Raw genomic sequence first — 18,929 nt, forward strand, 5'->3', positions numbered from 1 at the left:
CCTAATTGACGAAATGGAGCAGGCGCGACGCGCGCATCAGCGACGGCCATTTCCAGATTTCGAGCGGGCTGGCGCTGCCACCGATCGAGAAGAAGATGAGATTGGCGCGGCCAACCAGGTTGTCGTCGGGCACGAAACCGACGGTGAAGCGGCTGTCCGAGGAATTGTCTCTGTTATCGCCCATCATGAAATAGTGCCCGGGCGGCACGTCGAATTCCTTGGTGTTGTCACCGATCGAGTTGGGTATCAGGTCGAGCGTGTCATAGCTGACGCCATTCGGCAATGTCTCGCGATAGACGTCGACCGGCCCGCTCTCCTCGGTGATGTCGCGATTGTCGATCTGCCCGACCTTCTGGCGTGGCACGCCGACGCCGTTGATGAAGAGCTGGCCGTCCTTGACCTGGATCGTGTCGCCCGGCAGGCCGACGACGCGCTTGATGTAGTCGACGGAGGGGTCCGGCGGGAACTTGAACACCGCCACGTCGCCGCGCTTCGGCTCGGCGCCCCAGATGCGACCCGAAAAGAGGTCCGGCCCGAACGGCAGGGAATAGCGGGAGAAGCCATACGACCATTTGGTGACGAAGAGATAGTCGCCTTCGAGCAAGGTCGGCCGCATCGACCCGGACGGGATAGAGAATGGCTGAAAAAGCAGCGTGCGGATGACCAGAGCGAGCAACAGCGCCTGGACGATGACGCTGACGGTTTCGCCAAGCCCGCCGGATTTCTTCTGGGATTTTTCAGCCACGCTCATGTCGTCCTCGATTATGCGTTGGTTGGTATAGAGTCTCGGCGTGCGCTGGGCAACGCCATGCCGGTGGTCAGATGCAATCAATATGGCGCTTCTTCGACGGGCAACGCCTCGATGATCACAAAGGCTTGAGCAAGCGGAAAATCGTCGGTGATGGTGAGGTGGATCGCCGCCCTGTGCCCGTCAGGCAGGATTTTGTCCAGCTGCGCCGCCGCTCCGCCGGTCAACGCCATGGTCGGCTGGCCGCTGGCCAGGTTGACGACGCCCATGTCGCGCCAGAACACCCCTTGCGCCATACCGGTGCCCAGCGCCTTGGCGCAGGCCTCCTTGGCAGCGAAGCGCTTCGCATAGGAAGCGACGCGGGCGCCGCGGTTTTCGGAGCGGGCCTGTTCAACCTCGGTATAGATGCGCTGGATGAAGCGCTTGCCATAGCGCTCCAGCGATTTTTCGATGCGTCTGATATCGATCAGGTCGCTGCCGATACCAATGATCATTCGGCGGGAACTTCCCGTCCGGCGATTCCAGCTCTGTCCGCCAGGCGCAGCGAGCGCGAGAACGAGCGGCATCGCCATAGATAGGTACGCACCCGCTCGAGAAAACCTTCAGGCTTGCGGCGTCGAAAAAGCACTCTGTTCCTGTCCTGATATCCAAAGCTGCCGCTCCGACCATCCTGGGCCGGGCACGACAGCTACATCTTGCGCTTTGCGGCCGTCGAAAGGCAACAACGACCTTGATATAGCGATACGCTGGCCGCAGAACAACCGTAGCTGCATGCCGTCCGCTTGCTGTCGCCTGCGGGGCCGGCGTTTCGCCACTCCGGACACAGTATGATCGCGGCGGATTTGAGGAGGCGAGTCGCCGCAGAAATCGGCAGCAACTCCAGCTATCTACGGCCCATACTCGCTGACCTCGACGAGATTGCCGTCCGGGTCGCGGAAATAGACCGACATCATCGGGCCACGGGCGCCGATCCGCTCGACCGGCCCGACTTCGACGGCAACGCCGTTGGCCGCCAGGCTGGCGCATATCTCCGACAGCGGACGGCCGGCGACCAGGCAGAAATCCGCGGAGCCCGGAGTCGGCGCCTTGGCCTTGGGCTCGAAGGTGCGCCCGACCTCATGCACATTGACCTTTTGCGTTCCAAACAGCAGCGCCGTCGGCCGGTTCGGCTCGTCGAGGCGCCTGAAACCAAGCACGCGCTGATAGAAGGCGCAGGTGTCTTCGACGGAGCGAACCGTCAGTACGAAATGATCGATGCCTGCAATCACGGCAGCGCCTCAGTTAACGTTGTTCTATGCATGTCATTGTCCCAAAACCGCTGCGCAGTTTTGGGCGACATGCATCAGATATTGCGGCTGCCGGGCTTGATGGCCGGTATGGCGGCGAGCTCGGGCGGCAGCCTGTCGGCCGGGTAGGCCGGAACCTCGTATTCGGCGAGCGCGATCAGCGGCACGCCGACATCGGTCTTGCCGGCCGAGCGGTCGATGATGCAGGCTGCGGCAACGACATCGGCGCCAAGCGCGCGCAGGCAGTCGATGGTCTCGCGGATCGACAGGCCGGTGGTGACGATGTCCTCGACGATGACGACGCGCGAACCCTTGGCGATCTCGAAGCGGCGGAGCCTGAACTCGCCCCCTTCCCGTTCGACCCAGACCGCCGGTGCGCCAAGATGGCGTGAGGTTTCGTAGGCCGGGATCAGCCCGCCGATCGCCGGGCCGACGACGTAATCGATCCTGCCGGACACAGCAGCGCGGATCTTTTCGGCCAGCGCCTTGCACAGGCGCTCGGTCTTGTCGGCATGCATGAAGACCCGCGCCTTCTGCAGGAAGACCGGGCTTCGCAAGCCCGATGTCAGGATGAAATGCCCTTCGAGAACGGCACCGGCTTCACGGAAAATGCCCAGCACTTCATCGGTGTTCATTGTTCGCTCCATGTCCATGGCGAATGGTGAATGGTGAATGGTGGTGAGTAGTGAGTAGTGAGTAGTGAGTAGTGAGAGCACCCTTCTTTCACTATTCACTATTCACCCATTCACCCGCCGCGCATCGCTGACGCTCGAATTGTCCTTGAGCTGCGACAGCAGCCGGTTCAGGTGCTTCAGGTCCCAGACTTCGAGATCGATCAGCATTTCGGTGAAATCGGGCGCGGTGCGCACCATCGACAATGTATGGATGTTGGCGTCGTTGGATGCAACGACCTGCGCGATGTCGGCCAGCGAGCCCGGCGCGTTGATGGCGGTAACCGAGACTCGCGCCGGAAACCGCTCCTTGGTGCGCTCGTCTATGTCCCAGCGCACGTCGATCCAGCGTTCTGGCTGGTCATCGAAGGCCTGCAGCGCCGGCGACTGGATCGGATAGATGGTGATGCCGGTCCCCGGCTGCACGATGCCGACGATTCGGTCGCCGGGCACAGCACCTTCCGGCGCGAAGCGCACCGGCAGGTCGCCGCGGACGCCGCGGATCGGCACGGCGCCGTCCTTTGGCTGGTCCTTGTCCTTGCGCGCCGCCCGGCCCGGAATCTGGAACAGCATGCCGGCGGCGTTGCGGATCTTCGACCAGCCCTCTTCGCGCTGCTTGGGCGCAACCAGCGTGACGCGTTCATCCTTGTAGTCGGGAAACACCGCCTTCATCACGTCGGTGGAGGCAAGTTCGCCGCGTCCGACCGAAGCCAGCACATCCTCGATGTCCTTGCGCGCCAGCCGGTGCAGTACCGACTTCAGGCTTTCCTTGGTGAAGGTCTTGCCGGACCGCTCGAACGCACGCTCCAGAATACGAACGCCGAGACCCGAATACTGCTTGCGGATGGCGGCCTTGGTGGCGCGACGGATTGCCGAACGCGCCTTGCCGGTGACGACGACCGATTCCCACGCCGCCGGCGGCACCTGCGCCTTGGAGCGGATGATCTCGACCTCGTCGCCATTCTTCAGCTCGGTCATCAGCGGCATGATGCGGCCGTTGACCTTGGCGCCAACGCAGGTGTCGCCGACATCGGTGTGCACGGCGTAGGCGAAATCGATCGGCGTGGCGCCGCGCGGCAGCGCGATCAGCATGCCCTTGGGCGTGAAGCAGAAAACCTGGTCCTGGAACAACTCCAGCTTGGTGTTTTCGAGGAAGTCCTCGGGATTGTCGCCTTCGGCAAGCTGCTCGATGGTGCGCCGCAGCCAGGCATAGGCGTTGGTCTCCTTCGAGATCGCATGGGCAGTGCCGTTCACCTTGCCGCCGCTGTCCTTGTAGATCGAATGCGCGGCAACGCCATATTCGGCGATCTTGTTCATCTGATAGGTGCGGATCTGCAGCTCGACGCGCTGGCGCGACGGTCCGACGATGGTGGTGTGGATCGAACGGTAGTCGTTCTGCTTCGGCGTCGAGATGTAGTCCTTGAAGCGGCCGGGCACCATCGACCATGTCGTATGGATGGCGCCGAGCGCCCGGTAGCAGTCCTCGACGGTATCGACGACGACACGAAAGCCGAAAATGTCGGACAGCTGCTCGAAGGACAGCGCCTTGGCCTCCATCTTGCGGAACACCGACCACGGCTTCTTCTGGCGGCTCTTGACCTCGGCCTTGATCGCATATTTGTCGAACAGCGTGGACAGCGCCGTCTCGATCTCGGACAGCACGCCCTTGTTGCGCTCGAAAATTTCGGCGAGCCGCGCGGTGACAGCGCGGTAGGCTTCCGGATTGATGAAGCGGAAGGCGATCTCCTCAAGCTCCTCGCGCATGCCTTGCATGCCCATGCGCCCGGCCAGCGGTGCATAGATATCCATCGTCTCCTCGGCGATGCGCAGGCGCTTGGCTTCGGGCACATGGTCGAGCGTGCGCATGTTGTGCAGGCGGTCTGCAAGTTTGACCAGCAGCACGCGAACGTCTTCCGAGATCGCCAGCAAGAGCTTGCGCAGGTTTTCAGCCTGCTCGGCCTTCTTGGAGACGAGGTCGAGTTTCTTCAGCTTGGTCAGGCCTTCAACCAGCTTGCCCATTTCCGGACCGAACAGCTCGTCGATCTCGGCCCTGGTCGCCGTGGTGTCCTCGATCGTGTCATGCAGCAGGGCAACCGCGATGGTCGCCTCGTCCATGTGCATTTCGGTGAGGATGGCGGCGACTTCGAGCGGATGCGAGAAATAGGGATCGCCGGAGGCGCGCTTCTGGTGACCATGCTTCTGCATGGCGTAGACATAGGCCTTGTTGAGCAGCGCCTCGTTGACGTCAGGCTTGTAGCGCTGGACGCGCTCGACAAGCTCATACTGACGCATCATGGGCGGGATCTCGCAGTGCTGAAATGAATCATGCGCCGCACTGGCGTACGGCGCATGTCATAGATAACCACGAAACTGCCGACGCGAAAGTGTCGGCGGCCGCTGCGAAGATCAATAATCGTCGCTTTTTTCCGGCGGTACCAGACCTTCGATGCCGGCCAGCAGGTCTTCCTCGGTCATGCGGTCGAAGGTGATGTTGTCCTCGGTGTCGTCGGCATCGGTTGCCGAAGCGGCGGTACCGGTCTGGTCGGCGATCGCCTCGCCATCGGCTTCCGGCTCGTCGACCTCGACATGCTTCTGCAGCGAGTGGATCAGATCTTCCTTGAGGTCGTCGGGCGACAATGTCTCCTCGGCGATCTCGCGCAGCGCGATGACCGGATTCTTGTCGTTGTCGCGAGGAACAGTGATCTGCGCGCCTTGGCTGATCTGACGGGCGCGGTGGCCGGCCAGAAGCACGAGCTCGAAGCGGTTGTCGACCTTGTCAATGCAATCTTCAACGGTTACGCGGGCCATGAGCTGCCCCTTTCATGCCTGGATTTGATGGAAAACAGGCGCGGTCCATAACCCGAACGCCGCCAAAATACAAGCTTTTTGGCAATGCCAAGATCGGGGCCAGGGCCGGGGCCGGGGCCAAGGCCGTCTGGGCGCGCGCCGCCTGCGACGATACGGCACCGATCACAATTGCTTGCTTGCAGCATCATACCCTTGGATTGCCGTAAAACCGGCGCTATCTCGAATGACGAAGGTCAGCCGGTTATTTCAAGCCGACCGATAGTCACGCGCATTTAGACGACCGCTTTTTTTCGAAAAGGAATATTTTCCATGTTCGACCCTCGCGAAAAAATCGCCCTTTTCATCGACGGTGCCAATCTTTACGCCACGTCGCGCGCGCTCGGCTTCGATATCGACTACCGCAGGCTTTTGTCGAGCTTCCAGAAGCGCGGCTATCTGCTGCGTGCTTACTACTACACCGCGCTCGTCGAGGATCAGGAATACTCCTCGATCCGGCCGCTGATCGACTGGCTCGACTACAACGGCTTCAAGGTGGTGACCAAACCGGCCAAGGAGTTCACCGACTCGACCGGCCGCCGCAAGATCAAGGGCAATATGGACATCGAGTTGACCGTCGATGCGCTGGAACTCGCCGATGTCGTCGATCACTATGTCATCTTTTCCGGCGACGGCGATTTCCGCACGCTGGTCGAGGCGCTGCAGCGGCGCGGGCGCAAGGTTTCGATCGTCTCCACCATGGCTTCGCAGCCGCCGATGATTTCCGACGATCTGCGCCGCCAGGCCGACCATTTCATCGACCTGATGACGCTGAAGAGCGAGGTCGGCCGCGATCCGTCCGAGCGGCCGGTGCGCCGGCCCGAGCCGGCCGAAGTCGACGAGGACGATTATTGACGGCGGCGGTCTTGACCGCTCCCCTGGTCGCATCCCCCGAGCCGGATCGCGACTGCCCGCTCTGCCCGCGGCTGCATGATTTTAGAGCGCAATGGCGGCAGCGCGAGCCGTCCTGGTTCAATGCGCCGGTGCCGACCTTCATGGCGCCCGAGGGCGAGGATACGGTGCGGCTGCTGATCGTCGGGCTGGCGCCGGGCCTGCGTGGGGCGAACCGCACCGGACGCCCCTTCACCGGCGACTATGCCGGCGACCTGCTCTACAACACGCTGATCGCACACGGCTTTGCGCGCGGCCAATTCAAGGCGCGGCCCGATGACGGGCTGGAGCTTGTCGGCACGGCGATCACCAATGCGGTGCGCTGCGTGCCACCGGACAACAAGCCGGTCGGCGCCGAGATTGCCACCTGCCGGAGGTTCCTGGTGCCGACGATCGCGCGGTTTAAAAACCTGCGCGCCGTGCTGGCGCTGGGCTCGATCGCGCACCAGTCGACTGTGCGGGCGCTCGGCCAGCGTGTTGCCGCCTACCCTTTCAGGCATGGCGGACAGCAGCAAACCAATGGCATCACGCTGTTTTCCAGCTATCACTGCTCGCGCTACAACACCAACACGGGCGTGCTGACGGAAGCGATGTTCGTCAACGTGTTCAGGGAGATAGCGGCGCTTCTCGAGAGATAGATTCGGGCGGCGGCGCAAACAGCTCGGCCAATTTCTCCTGCCCGCCCTGAAGGACATTCAGATCGACATCGCCAGTGATGCCGTCGACGCGACCCCTGTCGTGGTACTGCCAGTAGATCCACTCGTCATGACCTGGCTGTAGCGCCAGCGAACGAACCCAGTGCGGGCGGCCGACAATCTGCCCGGCATAGGCCCGCGCCGCGTCGTCGGTCACGTAAAGGATCGCCGTTTTGCCGAAGGCTGCTTCGACAGGACCAAGGAAAGCGGAGAGTTCGACATTCAATTCTTCGGGCGATGGCCGCCGCGGACAATTGCCGACGAATTCGATATCCACCACCGGCGGCAGCAGCGGTTGACCGCGCGGCACGACGGAGATGAAATTCTTCGCCTGATCGGCGCCAGGCCTGCAGAAGGTGAAGAAATGATAGGCACCGACCGCCAGACCGGCCGCACGGGCCTCACGTAGATTGGCGGCGAAGGCGTCATCAATATAGTCGCCGCCTTCGGTTGCCTTGATGACGGCGAAGGCGACATCATCGGCGGCAACACGCCGCCAGTCGATCTGCCGCTGATGATGGGAAACGTCGATGCCCCTGACCGGATATTTGCCGCGGTCCGGAGAAAACGGATGGAAATAGAAATAGCCGCCGACCGCGACGAGGCACGCCAGGATCAGGCTGGCCGCACCCCAAAAGACGATCCGGTTCTTCATCCGGTTCTTCAAAAGAGTGGCTCCCAGCCTACCCACGCTCCTTCAGCAGCCGGCCCTTCTCGCGCGACCAGTCGCGCTGCTTTTCGGTTTCGCGCTTGTCGTGCAATTTCTTGCCGCGGCCGACGGCGAGTAAAAGCTTCGCCCGGCCCTGGTCGTTGAAATAGATTTTTAGCGGCACCAGCGTCATGCCTTCACGATCGACGCTCTGCGCCAGCCTGGCCATCTCGCGCTTGTTGAGCAGGAGTTTGCGGCGCCGGCGCGGCTCGTGGTTGAAGCGGTTGGCCTGCAGATATTCCGGCAGATAGGAGTTGATCAGCCAGATCTCGCCGCCCTCGACCGAGGCGTAACTGTCCTGGATGTTGGCCTGGCCCTGGCGCAGCGACTTCACCTCGGTGCCGGTCAGCACCAGGCCGGCCTCGATCGTGTCGAGCACCTCATAGGAAAACCGCGCCTTGCGGTTTTCCGCAACGGTCTTGTTGTTGGGGTCGGCTTTTCTGACTTGATTCATGACGCCTAGAGTCCGTTTCGAAACTCGCTCCTGCGAGTCAGATGATGGTGGCACTAGAGCGCCGCGTGTTTTTCAAACGCGCAAAGGGCGCTCTAAAAGTCTGACTTTGCGCATGGTCCTTTCCGAAAGCGAACGCTTTCGGGGCCATGCGCGAACCGGAGCGGAGCGTACATATAGTACGTGAGCACCGGAAGCGCAGGTGACGCCTTCAGATGGCCGCAGGAGTAGAGTTTCCAAACGGGCTCGCTAATTAATCAAGCCGGCGTGCTTCATGGCCGCATCGATCTTCTCGGCGGTCGACTGCTCGACGGTGACCAGTGGCGAACGCAGCACGTTCTCCACCTTGCCCAGCTTCGACAGCGCGTATTTCGCGCCGGACACGCCGGGTTCCAGGAAAATCGCCTTGTGCAGCGGCAGCAGGCGGTCCTGCAAATCCAGTGCCTTGGCGCTCTCACCGGAAAGCGTCGCCTCCTGGAATTCGGCGCACAGCCGTGGCGCGACATTCGCCGTCACCGAGATGCAGCCGACGCCGCCATGGGCGTTGAAGCCGAGCGCCGAGGCGTCCTCGCCGGAAAGCTGGATGAAATCCTTGCCGCAGGTGGCGCGCTGCTCGGAAACCCGCTCGACCTTGCCAGTGGCGTCCTTGACGCCGACGATGTTCTTGAAGTCATGCACCAGCTGGCCCATCGTCTCGGGCATCATGTCGATCACCGAGCGCGGCGGAATGTTGTAGATGATGATCGGCAGGCTGGTCGCCTTGGCGACGGCAGCGAAATGCGCATAGAGGCCGCGCTGCGTCGGCTTGTTGTAGTAGGGCGTGACGACCAGTGCCGCGTCGGCGCCCGCCTTCTCGGCATATTGCACCAGGCCGACCGCCTCTTCGGTGTTGTTGGAGCCGGCGCCGGCGACGACCGGAACGCGGCCCTTGGCTACCTCGATACAGACCTTGACGACTTGGCGGTGCTCGTCATGCGACAGCGTCGGCGACTCGCCGGTGGTGCCGACCGGAACCACGCCCGTCGTACCTTCGGCGATCTGCCAGGCGATGAAGGCGCGAAAGGCTTTCTCGTCGAAACGGCCGCTCTTTTCGAACGGTGTCACGAGCGCGGTAAGCGAGCCTCTCAGCATGTCGTCCAACTCCTTGGGACTGGCGCATGACCCGAAAATCGGTGTCGATTTACGGAAAGATCATGCGCCAAATTTAATGTGCTACAGCGTCCTTTGCGCGTCCGAGAAGACGCGCGGCGCCGTAGGTGTTTTGTCGTGCGCGCCTTCTAGCCGAAAGCGAAGCGGCGCACCATAGTCTCGACACTGTTGCGCGGCAAGCGTGGCGGTAGTGCCAGCAAGCGCAATTAGAAAGACCTCGACAGCCTTTATTTACGGGCTCTTCATCACAGCCAACTAGGCTTCAGTTGATCTGTGCCTGTTGGTAATGTGCAAGGCAGGAATGATGAAAGCCATGCCGACCAGGCAGCCTCATTTTTTCGCGCTGCTTGGCGCAATTCTCCTGTTGACGCCGAGCCTTGTGGCCGCCGGCAAAGTCGATGTGCAGGTCACTTCGGCCATTCCGATGCCAAACCTGCAGGATACGGGCCCGCAGGGTCCGGAATCCCCTCCCGCCAGTGTCGCCAGGCTGAAGAGCGGCCTCGATGCGCTGGCGGCAAACGACATTGCCGGCGCGCGTCGAGTGCGCGATGCCCTGCCGGTCAATTCGCTCGACCAGCACATCCTTGCCTGGTCGATCGCGCTCTATGGCGGCGACAAGGTGCCAAGCGGCGAGATCGCCGATGCTGCGAAAATGCTGCCGAACTGGCCGGGCATGATCGCCTTGCGCAGGAACAGCGAGCGCGCGCTCTACCGTGAAAACCCCGCGCCGGAGATCGTGGTGCAGGCTTTTGGCGGCAGCCAGCCGCAAACAGTCGAGGGCGTGGTGATCCTTGCCCGCTCCTATGTGTCGCACGGCAACGTCGAGGCGGCGCGCTCGGTGCTGTCGCCTTTCTGGCGCACCGAAAAACTGGAAGCCAGGGACGAGGCGGCGATCATCCAAGAATTCGGCAAGCTGATCGCCGCCGCCGACCACCGATTTCGCATGGAGCGCATGTTCTATGCCGACCGGATCAATTCGGCGCTGCGCGTCGCCGACCTTGCCGGCGCCCGGCAGCTGGCTGACGCCTGGGCGGCGGCGGACAGGGGCGACAAGAATGCGGCCAAACTGCTGAAGGCCGTGCCGGCCGCGCAGCGTTCGGCCGGCTATCTCTTCGCGCAAGCCCAATATCTGCGCAAGCAGGAGAAGTTTTCCGACGCCGCCGCTATGGTGATGAAGGCGCCGAGCGATCGCATCGCGCTTGTCGACCCGGATGCCTGGTGGGCCGAGCGCCGGGTGCTGTCGCGCGAACTGGTCGACCAGGGCGATATGAAGACCGCCTACAGAATAGTCGCCGCGCACGCCGCCGAAAGTGCTACCAACGCGGCGGATGCCGAGTTCCATGCCGGCTGGTACGCGCTGCGCGGCCTCAACGACCCCAACCCCGCTGCCAGGCATTTTACGCGGATCGCCGTTCTCACCCAGGGGCCGATATCGCTGTCGCGCGCCTATTACTGGCTCGGCCGTGCGGCCGAAGCCGGCGGCCCCGGCAGTGCGAAGGATTATTTCATCCGTGCCGCCGCCTATGGCACGACCTTCTACGGCCAGCTCGCCGGCGAGCGCGTCGGCCGGCAGGTCCTCAACATCGCCCATCCGCAGCCGAGCGCCGCCGATCACCGGAATTTCGCCAATCGCGAGGCGGTCAGCGCCATCAGGCGGCTGCAGGAGGCGGGCTATGAGCGCTACGCCGACACGCTTTACCGCGACCTCGCTGGACAGTTGACCAGCCCTGGAGAGCTGGCGCTGCTGGCCGCGATGGCGGAAAAGCAGGGCAATCACTTCCTGGCGCTGAAAGTCGGCAAGATCGCCGGCGCGCGCGGCATCGCTATCGGGGCGCTGTCGCATCCGCTCGGCGTCATTCCCGAGACCGCCAACATTTCCGGCTCGGGCAAGGCGCTGGCCTATGCGATCGCCCGCCAGGAAAGCGAGTTCAACATCGGCGCCGTCTCCAGCGCCGGCGCGCGCGGGCTGCTGCAGCTGATGCCGGGGACCGCCAGGCAATTGGCGAAGAAGGCCGGGATGATCTTCTCGCAGGCGCGGCTGACCACCGACGCCGGCTACAATGCGACCTTGGGCGCCGCCTTCCTTGGCGAGCAGCTCGGCCGCTTCGACGGCTCCTATGTGCTGACATTTGCCGGCTACAATGCCGGCCCCAGCCGCGCCGCCCAGTGGGTGGCTAGATATGGCGACCCGCGCGGCAAGGACATCGACGCCGTCGTCGACTGGATCGAGCGGATTCCCTACACGGAAACAAGAAGTTACGTCCAGCGCGTGATGGAGAATTACGAAGTCTACAAGATGCGTATTACCGGTAAGTACGATATTGTCGGAGATCTGGTGAACGGGCGGAGTTGAAGGGCGCGATTGGACAAAAGCAAGCGATCTTTCGCGCCCCCCTCTGGCCTGCCGGCCATCTCCCCACTTGGGGGCACTTGGGGGGGAGATTGGATGTCACTTCGGCCTTCGCCAATCGCCAACGTCGCAGAACTGGCGGGGCGCCCGAACTGCCAATCTCCCCCCAAGTGGGGGAGATGTCCGGCAGGACAGAGGGGGGTGCTGTCCCGCCGACGGCTAAGCCGATTTGACCACCCCCGCCCTCGCCTGTAGCAGTCTCGACGATCCGGCAACGGCGAGGAATCGAGTCCAAATGTCGAGCGGTTTTTCCGATTTTTTCTACCCCTCGCCGGACGGGCTGCAACTCCACGCCCGTATCTATGGCGAAGCGAACTCCGGCCACTGGCCGGTCGTCTGCCTGCCCGGCCTGACTCGCAATTGCCGCGATTTTCATGAGCTGGCGCTGCACCTGTCGCGACGGACGGAAAGTCCGCGAAAAATTATCGCCTTCGACTATCGCGGGCGCGGGCAATCCGCCTATGACCCCGATGTCGGCCACTACAATGTCGGCGTCGAAGCCGGTGATATCCTCGCCGGGATGGCGGCGCTTGATATCGAGGAGGCAGGTTTCATCGGCACGTCACGCGGCGGGCTGATCATCCATGTGCTCGGCGCGATGCGCCCGGCCGTCCTGAGGGCTGTCGTACTCAACGATATCGGCCCGGTGGTCGAGGCCGGCGGCCTCGCCCATATCCGCTCCTATCTCGAGAGCGTGCCGAAGCCGAAAACCCGCGCCGAGGCGGTCGGCGCCCAGCGCGGCGCGCATGGCAGCGACTTTCCTGCTCTGACCGAGGCGGATTGGGAGCGGATGGTATCGGCCCTCTACCGAGAGACGGATGAGGGGCAGGTGCCGGATTTCGACCCGAAGCTGGTCGACACGCTGGCGGGACTCGACCTGACCCAGAACCTGCCTGACCTGTGGCCGCAGTTCGAGGCGCTGACGGCGATTCCGTTGCTCGCCATACGCGGTGCCAATTCGAAGCTGCTGTCCACTGAGACGCTCGAACAGATGCGAAAGCGTCACCCTTGTGTCGAGACGATCATGGTCGAGGGCCAAGGCCATGCGCCTTTCCTCGAGACCGGCGGCCTGCCCGGCGCCATCGCCAACTTTTTTGATATGGCCGAGCAATGCTTCGCCGCAAAGTGAATTTTTGCGAGGGATGCGGACATTCACCACAGACGTTTGTTGGCGAAAGCGTGCCCGGAACCGGATTTAAGATAACGCTCGAATGAAGTCGCGTTAGCCTGGTTCGAGAAGGCGACATAGGTCACGATCCGCCATGGCATGAATTTGGAAGTATGGCTGGATTTTCCGGCGTTGTGCTCGACATTCCGTCGTTTCAGGTCGGAAGTTACGCCGATATAGCGCTCACCTTCGGCAGCCTTGCTTTCCAGCAGATATACATACCACACGAAATCGGCCCTCCTTCCCTGCTTCGCGCTTCGCAGGACTACGCGGAGGGCATCCTGCTTCGCGAGAGGAACACTGCCAACCCTGTTTTGCAGCCCTCCTTCGCCAAGCCTTCGGAGGGCATCCTGCTTCGCGCGGAGAGGGATTTGCTGGACTTGTCCTGCGAAGCGCGCAGCGCGAAGCAGGATGGATTTGCTGGACTTGTCCTGCGAAGCGCGAAGCGCGAAGCAGGATGGCGGAGAGGATGGGATTCGAACCCACGAGAAGCTTTTGACCTCTACTCCCTTAGCAGGGGAGCGCCTTCGACCACTCGGCCACCTCTCCGTTGCGCCGGTGGATAAAGAAAAGCGCCGGCACAATCAACAAGCCTGACCCATTATCGTTGAAAAAACCGGCTTCTGCCGAAACGGCGCTTTTGCCATGCGGCGATTCTGCGGCAATCCCTTGGCTGACGACTCACGACATCGTCGCAATTCCGGGAGGGGCAATTGCCGGAATCGGCCGGATTGCAAGGGCTCGCCCAAGGGTCTCCGACAGCTCAATGGTTAACGGGAGCTTTCCGAGTGAGGCCAAATCGTGTCATTTGTGCAACAACGCAGGGGGATAGCACCCGCACAGACCTTTCGCCGATGCGATGGTGGTTGAACGCCGCCGCCTCATGGGTAATGTCGAATTCGAAGGAGCGGCGCGGTGCGCATCTTTTTCGGTAGTGGGGATGGGGCAGGGAACGCTGTCCTTCAGCAAAGAATACCCAGACCCGTTTTTTAACTTTTGACTGGAGGTCAGAAAATGAACATCAAGAGCCTTCTTCTTGGCTCCGCTGCGGCACTGGTCGCAGTTTCCGGTGCGCGCGCCGCCGACGCCGTCGTCGTTGCCGAGCCGGAACCCGCTGAATACGTCCGCATCTGCGACGTCTACGGCGCTGGCTACTTCTACATCCCCGGCACCGAGACCTGCCTGCGCATCGGCGGCTATGTCCGCTACGACATCGGCATCGGCGACGTCGGCTCGTTCGATGGTGCTGAGAACTTCGACGTCGAGGACGGTGACGCGCAGGACACGTACTACAAGCAGGCCCGCTTCACGCTGAAGACCTGGACCGGCCAGGAAACCGAGCTCGGCACCTTGAAGACCTACACCGAGACCCGTTTCAACTTCGGCAACCGGAACCGACACGTCAGCGTCGACACCACCGACCCGGACGGTGCGGGTCCGCTGCTACCGGTCACGACCTATGTCTTTAACCCTGCCGAAAACAAAGGCATTTCGCTGAACTTCGCCTGGATTCAGCTCGGTGGGCTGCGCGTCGGTAAAGACGAATCGGCCTTCGATACGTTCATCGGTTATGCCGGCAACGTCATCCAGGATACGCTGGTTCCCTACGGTGGTTTCGACACCAACGTCGTTCAGTACTACTTCGATGCCGGCAACGGCTTCTCGGCCGTGGTCTCTCTCGAACAAGGTTATGGCGACTTCACGATCGACAGCTATGTTCCGAATGTCGTCGGCGGCGTGAAGTGGACGCAGGGCTGGGGCGCCATCACCGGCGTCATTGCTTACGACGCCAACTATGAAGAAGTCGCCGGCAAGGTTCGCCTCGACGTCACCCCGATGGAGAACCTGTCGCTGTTCATCATGGCCGGCTACGGCACCGACGACAACCTCACGGACGGCGGCTATGCGTTCCCCGCCGCCGGCGGCCGCGGCTTCTACAAGCTGTGGTCCGGCAACTGGGCGGTCTGGGGCGGTGGCACTTACACCATCAACGAGAAGACCTCGTTCAACACCCAGATCTCGTATGACGAAGGTGAAAACCTCGGCATCGCCGCCAACATTGCCTATGACATCGTTCCCGGCCTGACGATCACGGCCGAAGTCGACTACCTGCACGCCGGCGAGTTCGGCGAGGACGGCTTCTCCAACTGGACCGCTGCGGACGACGAAGACAGCCTCGGCGGCATGCTCCGCTTCCAGCGCTCGTTCTAACAGGCTTTGCCTGACTGAACTCCAACCCGGCGGGCAACCGCCGGGTTTTTTCGTGTCGGCGTGACTGTCAAGTTGCGTGATTCATGGCGCCGCCATGGTCGTTCTGTGCTGGATCTCGGTCTGTGATTTCTGACAGGTTGGAAGCCGATCGGCTGCGCAGAATGAAAGCAGCAGCGATCCTTCGCGCCCCCCTCTGTCCTGCCCTCTTTGCCAAAATGGTGGCATCTCCCCCACAAGGAGGGAGATCGGCAGCTTCGCTGACAGCGCCTGTTCATCAACGTTGGAGATTAGCGAAAGCCGCAATGACGGCCAATCTCCCCCCTTGAGGGTCCCTCGTGGGGGAGATGTCAAGTTTTGGCAAAGAGGGCAGGACAGAGGGGGGCGCTGTCCCATAGGCGCTAACCTTAGGGGTAGAGTGGTGGAATCGAGATGTGATTCCTAGGCCAGATGCAAAGGAATGATTCGATTGAAAGCGACTGGCAGGCTCTGATCTCGAGACTGTCGCAATGTGTTGATCTTGACACGACGGCGCGAGCGACGGGAGCGCTGGTACGTCGTCGCAATGTTGCGGACGCAGCGACATTGCTGCGTCTGGCCTTGGCCTATGGCCCCGGCGGGATGAGCCTGCGCTCGGCGGCCGCCTGGGCCGGGATGAACGACGTTGCGAGCCTTTCCGATGTTGCTCTTTTGAAGCGCTTGCGTGGAGCGGCCGATTGGCTTGGCTGCATCGCAGGCGCCTTGCTGGAAAACGCTTGTGTCAAAAGTACCGCGGCGACGGGGCGTCGGCTGCGCGTCGTCGATGGCAGTTCGATCTCGCACCCCGGCAGTGCCGGCACGGACTGGCGGCTGCACGCCACCTACGAACCTGCGCTTGCGCGGTTCACGCATCTGGAGATTAGCGACGCTCGCGGCGGTGAAGGCTTCTTTCGTGTTCCGCTTTGCCAAGGCGACATCGTTGTCGGCGATCGCGCCTACGCTCGTACCCCGTCCCTTGAAAAGGTGGTGGCGGCGGGCGGCGACTTCATCGTGCGCACGGGCTGGAACAGTGTTCGGCTGACCACGCCCGAAGGGCAACGGGTCGACTGGAACGCCATCTTTGAGCCCTTGCAGCCCGGTGAAGTTTGCGAGATGAGCGTGCTCCTGGAGCATTCAGGCCGCACGAGCAAGAGCCGAGGCAAGCCGCTCTTGCCGGCGAGGCTCATCGTCAAGCGCAAGGATGAGGAGGCCACGCAAAAAGCACAGAAGGCGGCAAGGCGAGGGCATCAGCGACGTGGCAGCAAGAGGCTGCACCCGATGACCCTCACCGCAGCAGGCTTCGTCATGCTGCTGACGTCGATCCCAGCCGATGAATTGGCGGCCGACGAGGTTCTGCAAACCTATCGGCTGCGCTGGCAAGTCGAACTCACCTTCAAGCGGCTCAAGAGTGGAATGGGTATCCATAAGCTTCCCGCACGCGATGAGCGGCTCGCTCGAAGCTGGCTGACAGCCCATCTGATCCTGGCGCTGATGATCGACGAGGCCGTCACCGACGTTCTCGACTCTCCCCCCTGTGAAGATGAAACCACCCACAGCGCAATCGCTGTCCCTTTGGAGGCTGCATAGTCTCCTGCGTCCTGCAATCCTCAACGCCATACTGATCGTGATGCGGCCGGGAAAAATCGTGGCGCGCTTTGCCGAAATCATCCGCCACGTCTGCGATCCACCGAGGCGACGAAAAAGCCAATCCGCCGCAGCAAGGATAACGCTCATGCCCTAAGTTAGCGCCTATGGGGCGCTGTCCCTCCAGCGTCTTGAAAGATTCTGCACCGCAGCAGCGCTTGGAAGGAACAGGATAAGCCGTTCGCTCCGCCCTGCGAAGGCATGGTGGCCTGCGGCCAATCGCAGATGTTGGGCATTTGGCGGCTGAAGATCGGCTAAGCCTATGCGCTTGCGACCCTCGCGGTCCGCGCAATGCGGATCGCCATCCTCAAGTCAAATCTCTGCAAGATCGCCCAGCGACTGTATCAGCGGCTGAATTTCATTTTCATAATTCTTCCAGCGCTTGACGGACGATTTGTAAATCGGTTGACGAACCTGCCAGCGACTGGGCGTGTTGACCGAACCATCCCTGTCGAAAAAGCGCAGGCAGGCGTCGTCCCAAGGCAGCCCGAGATAATCTATCAGGCGGCGTGACTGCGCTTCCTGGTCCTCGACAAGCGTTTCGTAACGATTTTCGAAGATAAGGCCCGGAAAAACCTTGTTCCAATGCTGCATCAGGCGGTCATATTCGCGATAGTACAGGCCTAGTGTTTTCAGGTCGGTGTTGTAGCTGTGCCCCTCGCTGAAGTTGAGGACAAAGCAGGAGACGCAATTGTCGATGGCGTCACGACGGCAATGAATGATGCGTGCTTTGGGGAAGAGAAGCCCGATAAGGCCGATCAGTTCGAAATTGTGCGGCGTCTTGTCAACGACGCGAAGTGCGGCAGGCGCCCGCTCCCGCAAATAGGACAGATGCTCTTCGGCCAGCGTTCTGGACAGGTCTTCCGTGATCGACATGATTGGCTGGTGCAAATCTCCAGCCGATGATGTCTTGAGACCGATCGCATTCGCGACCCGCCTTAGTTTGCTAAGCTCCCCTGCACCATGAACATCGGGATGGCTGGCGCAGATCTGCTCCGTGAGCGTCGTTCCCGAGCGGGGCATGCCAACCACGAACACAGGCATTTCGGAAGGATTTCCATAGCCGGCCCGGGCAGCCAAAAAGTCCGGCGTGAAGGTTTCAATCATCGAATCGATCCACCGACGATACAAGTCGATGTCGAACTTGTAGCCGGAGGCCTGTTTCGCCCTGTTGAAATGGTCGAATGCCTCATCGTAGCGCTTGAGGTCGTTCAGCACCTTGCCGGCGGCGTGATGGAGTTGCTGCGCGCCTTCCGAACCAAGTTTCGGATTGCCAAGTTCACCAAGGATGGATTGGAGCTCCTCGGGCTCCTCGGTGAACTTTCGCGTCTGTACAAGGTCGTTGTAGGCAGCCGGCACCCCAATACGGCGATCGATCGCTTCTTTCAGATAGACGGCGGCTTCATCCATACGCCCCAGGCCGCTGAGCGCGCCGGCCAGCCCGGCTCGCACCTTGGGATGATCGCGGTTGATTTTCAGCGCCTTCTCGTAAAGCGGCAAAGCCAAGTCGGGTTTGTCAAACGCCGTGTAGGTGAGGCCCAATGCGCAAAGTGCTTCTATAAGGCCGGGCTGCAGTTCCAAGGCGTACTGCATATGCCTGATTGCTGGCGAATACTCGCTGACCTTCACATAGGCCTCGCCCAGGCTGAGGTGGTAGTAGGGGTTTTTAGGTTCCTCGCCGACCGCCCTTGCGAAATATCGCAAGGCCCTCTCGTCATCGTAACCCAGGTATACGGTCCCCAGGATGTACAAGGCGAGCGGATGATTTGGCGTGCGCGCCAGAACCCGAAGGCATAGGTCCTGAGCCTCGTCGAGCCGCTTGGCCTGCTGAAAGGCATATGCCTGTTTCAGCAGCGCGTCGTCGGCCTGCGAACGCGATTGGGCGTTTCCTTTCTGCGGGCTCGCTAACGGCTTCGCTATCGGCACCTTCGCTTTCGGCGCGGGTCCGGGCTTGATGTGCTTTGACCAGGCAGGCGGGAGTCGATTGTTCATGATATCTCGCTAGCAAAAAGAGATATCTCGCTAGCAAAAAGAGCG

General features: G+C 61.7%; 17 protein-coding genes and 1 tRNA gene. 6 read left to right on the plus strand and 12 right to left on the minus strand.

Annotated elements, in window-relative coordinates:
• Window position 1 precedes the first annotated feature (1 nt).
• The 6 genes from lepB to rpoZ form a co-directional block, all read right to left on the minus strand.
• Window positions 2–751, minus strand: coding sequence for a signal peptidase I (lepB, locus tag AC0NIE_RS26410; RefSeq protein WP_473486769.1), 750 nt, complete (start codon window positions 749–751; stop codon window positions 2–4).
• 77 nt (window positions 752–828) lie between these two features.
• Window positions 829–1,242, minus strand: a complete 414-nt coding sequence (gene acpS / locus AC0NIE_RS26415) for a holo-ACP synthase (RefSeq protein ID WP_473486645.1) — start codon at window positions 1,240–1,242, stop codon at window positions 829–831.
• Between the two features lie 393 nt (window positions 1,243–1,635).
• A complete protein-coding gene (locus tag AC0NIE_RS26420; RefSeq protein ID WP_123149812.1) occupies window positions 1,636–2,016 on the minus strand; it encodes a VOC family protein in 381 nt (126 codons plus the stop codon).
• A gap of 74 nt (window positions 2,017–2,090) precedes the next feature.
• The gene (gene pyrE / locus AC0NIE_RS26425) at window positions 2,091–2,669 is read right to left on the minus strand and encodes an orotate phosphoribosyltransferase (protein ID WP_473486644.1); all 579 of its coding nucleotides are present in this window, start codon (window positions 2,667–2,669) and stop codon (window positions 2,091–2,093) included.
• A gap of 102 nt (window positions 2,670–2,771) precedes the next feature.
• The gene (locus AC0NIE_RS26430) at window positions 2,772–5,000 is read right to left on the minus strand and encodes a RelA/SpoT family protein (protein ID WP_095496691.1); all 2,229 of its coding nucleotides are present in this window, start codon (window positions 4,998–5,000) and stop codon (window positions 2,772–2,774) included.
• Window positions 5,001–5,111: 111 nt separating this feature from the next.
• Entirely contained in the window at window positions 5,112–5,513 is a 402-nt protein-coding gene (gene rpoZ / locus AC0NIE_RS26435; RefSeq protein WP_473486643.1) for a DNA-directed RNA polymerase subunit omega, read from the minus strand.
• 309 nt (window positions 5,514–5,822) lie between these two features.
• Between rpoZ and AC0NIE_RS26440 the strand changes: the two genes are divergently transcribed.
• The gene (locus AC0NIE_RS26440) at window positions 5,823–6,404 is read left to right on the plus strand and encodes a LabA-like NYN domain-containing protein (RefSeq protein WP_123149816.1); all 582 of its coding nucleotides are present in this window, start codon (window positions 5,823–5,825) and stop codon (window positions 6,402–6,404) included.
• The gene (locus AC0NIE_RS26445) at window positions 6,401–7,078 is read left to right on the plus strand and encodes a uracil-DNA glycosylase (RefSeq protein WP_473486642.1); all 678 of its coding nucleotides are present in this window, start codon (window positions 6,401–6,403) and stop codon (window positions 7,076–7,078) included. The genes AC0NIE_RS26440 and AC0NIE_RS26445 overlap by 4 nt, the downstream gene beginning before the upstream one ends.
• Here the strand turns inward: AC0NIE_RS26445 and AC0NIE_RS26450 are convergent.
• The 3 genes from AC0NIE_RS26450 to dapA form a co-directional block, all read right to left on the minus strand.
• The gene (locus AC0NIE_RS26450; protein ID WP_473486641.1) at window positions 7,047–7,790 is read right to left on the minus strand and encodes a glycoside hydrolase family 25 protein; all 744 of its coding nucleotides are present in this window, start codon (window positions 7,788–7,790) and stop codon (window positions 7,047–7,049) included. The two genes, AC0NIE_RS26445 and AC0NIE_RS26450, sit on opposite strands and share 32 nt — an antisense overlap.
• 28 nt (window positions 7,791–7,818) lie before the next feature.
• Window positions 7,819–8,298 (minus strand): SsrA-binding protein SmpB, encoded by a 480-nt coding sequence (smpB, locus tag AC0NIE_RS26455; protein WP_473486640.1) that lies wholly within the window; start codon window positions 8,296–8,298, stop codon window positions 7,819–7,821.
• Window positions 8,299–8,544: 246 nt separating this feature from the next.
• On the minus strand, window positions 8,545–9,426 hold the full coding sequence (gene dapA, locus AC0NIE_RS26460) for a 4-hydroxy-tetrahydrodipicolinate synthase (protein ID WP_473486639.1): 882 nt from the start codon (window positions 9,424–9,426) through the stop codon (window positions 8,545–8,547).
• 331 nt (window positions 9,427–9,757) lie between these two features.
• On the opposite strand from dapA, the gene AC0NIE_RS26465 reads away from it, so the two are divergent.
• Together AC0NIE_RS26465 and AC0NIE_RS26470 are read left to right on the plus strand one after the other, a co-directional pair.
• A complete protein-coding gene (locus AC0NIE_RS26465) occupies window positions 9,758–11,797 on the plus strand; it encodes a lytic transglycosylase domain-containing protein (protein ID WP_473486638.1) in 2,040 nt (679 codons plus the stop codon).
• Between the two features lie 292 nt (window positions 11,798–12,089).
• Window positions 12,090–12,983 (plus strand): alpha/beta fold hydrolase, encoded by an 894-nt coding sequence (locus AC0NIE_RS26470; protein ID WP_473486637.1) that lies wholly within the window; start codon window positions 12,090–12,092, stop codon window positions 12,981–12,983.
• Between the two features lie 23 nt (window positions 12,984–13,006).
• Here the strand turns inward: AC0NIE_RS26470 and AC0NIE_RS26475 are convergent, their stop codons facing one another.
• A complete protein-coding gene (locus tag AC0NIE_RS26475; RefSeq protein WP_473486636.1) occupies window positions 13,007–13,249 on the minus strand; it encodes a GIY-YIG nuclease family protein in 243 nt (80 codons plus the stop codon).
• Between the two features lie 231 nt (window positions 13,250–13,480).
• Window positions 13,481–13,571 (minus strand) — tRNA-Ser (locus AC0NIE_RS26480).
• 465 nt (window positions 13,572–14,036) lie between these two features.
• Between AC0NIE_RS26480 and AC0NIE_RS26485 the strand changes: the two genes are divergently transcribed.
• Complete coding sequence (locus tag AC0NIE_RS26485) at window positions 14,037–15,233, plus strand: porin (protein WP_473613661.1); 1,197 nt, start codon at window positions 14,037–14,039, stop codon at window positions 15,231–15,233.
• A gap of 447 nt (window positions 15,234–15,680) precedes the next feature.
• Entirely contained in the window at window positions 15,681–16,835 is a 1,155-nt protein-coding gene (locus AC0NIE_RS26490; protein ID WP_474044109.1) for an IS4 family transposase, read from the plus strand.
• Window positions 16,836–17,204: 369 nt separating this feature from the next.
• On the opposite strand, the gene AC0NIE_RS26495 is transcribed toward AC0NIE_RS26490, so the two are convergent.
• A complete protein-coding gene (locus AC0NIE_RS26495) occupies window positions 17,205–18,884 on the minus strand; it encodes a tetratricopeptide repeat-containing sulfotransferase family protein (protein ID WP_474044381.1) in 1,680 nt (559 codons plus the stop codon).
• Window positions 18,885–18,929: the final 45 nt, after the last annotated feature.

This window comes from Mesorhizobium sp. WSM4842 (genome assembly GCF_055901575.1).

Excerpts from the sequence above, each read along its gene's own strand:
- lepB (WP_473486769.1), bottom strand. The coding sequence starts at position 751 with ATGAGCGTGGCTGAAAAATCCCAGAAGAAATCCGGCGGGCTTGGCGAA.
- acpS (WP_473486645.1), bottom strand. The coding sequence starts at position 1,242 with ATGATCATTGGTATCGGCAGCGACCTGATCGATATCAGACGCATCGAA.
- pyrE (WP_473486644.1), bottom strand. The coding sequence starts at position 2,669 with ATGAACACCGATGAAGTGCTGGGCATTTTCCGTGAAGCCGGTGCCGTT.
- AC0NIE_RS26430 (WP_095496691.1), bottom strand. The coding sequence starts at position 5,000 with ATGATGCGTCAGTATGAGCTTGTCGAGCGCGTCCAGCGCTACAAGCCT.
- rpoZ (WP_473486643.1), bottom strand. The coding sequence starts at position 5,513 with ATGGCCCGCGTAACCGTTGAAGATTGCATTGACAAGGTCGACAACCGC.
- AC0NIE_RS26440 (WP_123149816.1), top strand. The coding sequence starts at position 5,823 with ATGTTCGACCCTCGCGAAAAAATCGCCCTTTTCATCGACGGTGCCAAT.
- AC0NIE_RS26450 (WP_473486641.1), bottom strand. The coding sequence starts at position 7,790 with ATGAAGAACCGGATCGTCTTTTGGGGTGCGGCCAGCCTGATCCTGGCG.
- smpB (WP_473486640.1), bottom strand. The coding sequence starts at position 8,298 with ATGAATCAAGTCAGAAAAGCCGACCCCAACAACAAGACCGTTGCGGAA.
- dapA (WP_473486639.1), bottom strand. The coding sequence starts at position 9,426 with ATGCTGAGAGGCTCGCTTACCGCGCTCGTGACACCGTTCGAAAAGAGC.
- AC0NIE_RS26465 (WP_473486638.1), top strand. The coding sequence starts at position 9,758 with ATGCCGACCAGGCAGCCTCATTTTTTCGCGCTGCTTGGCGCAATTCTC.
- AC0NIE_RS26470 (WP_473486637.1), top strand. The coding sequence starts at position 12,090 with ATGTCGAGCGGTTTTTCCGATTTTTTCTACCCCTCGCCGGACGGGCTG.
- AC0NIE_RS26485 (WP_473613661.1), top strand. The coding sequence starts at position 14,037 with ATGAACATCAAGAGCCTTCTTCTTGGCTCCGCTGCGGCACTGGTCGCA.
- AC0NIE_RS26490 (WP_474044109.1), top strand. The coding sequence starts at position 15,681 with ATGCAAAGGAATGATTCGATTGAAAGCGACTGGCAGGCTCTGATCTCG.
- AC0NIE_RS26495 (WP_474044381.1), bottom strand. The coding sequence starts at position 18,884 with ATGAACAATCGACTCCCGCCTGCCTGGTCAAAGCACATCAAGCCCGGA.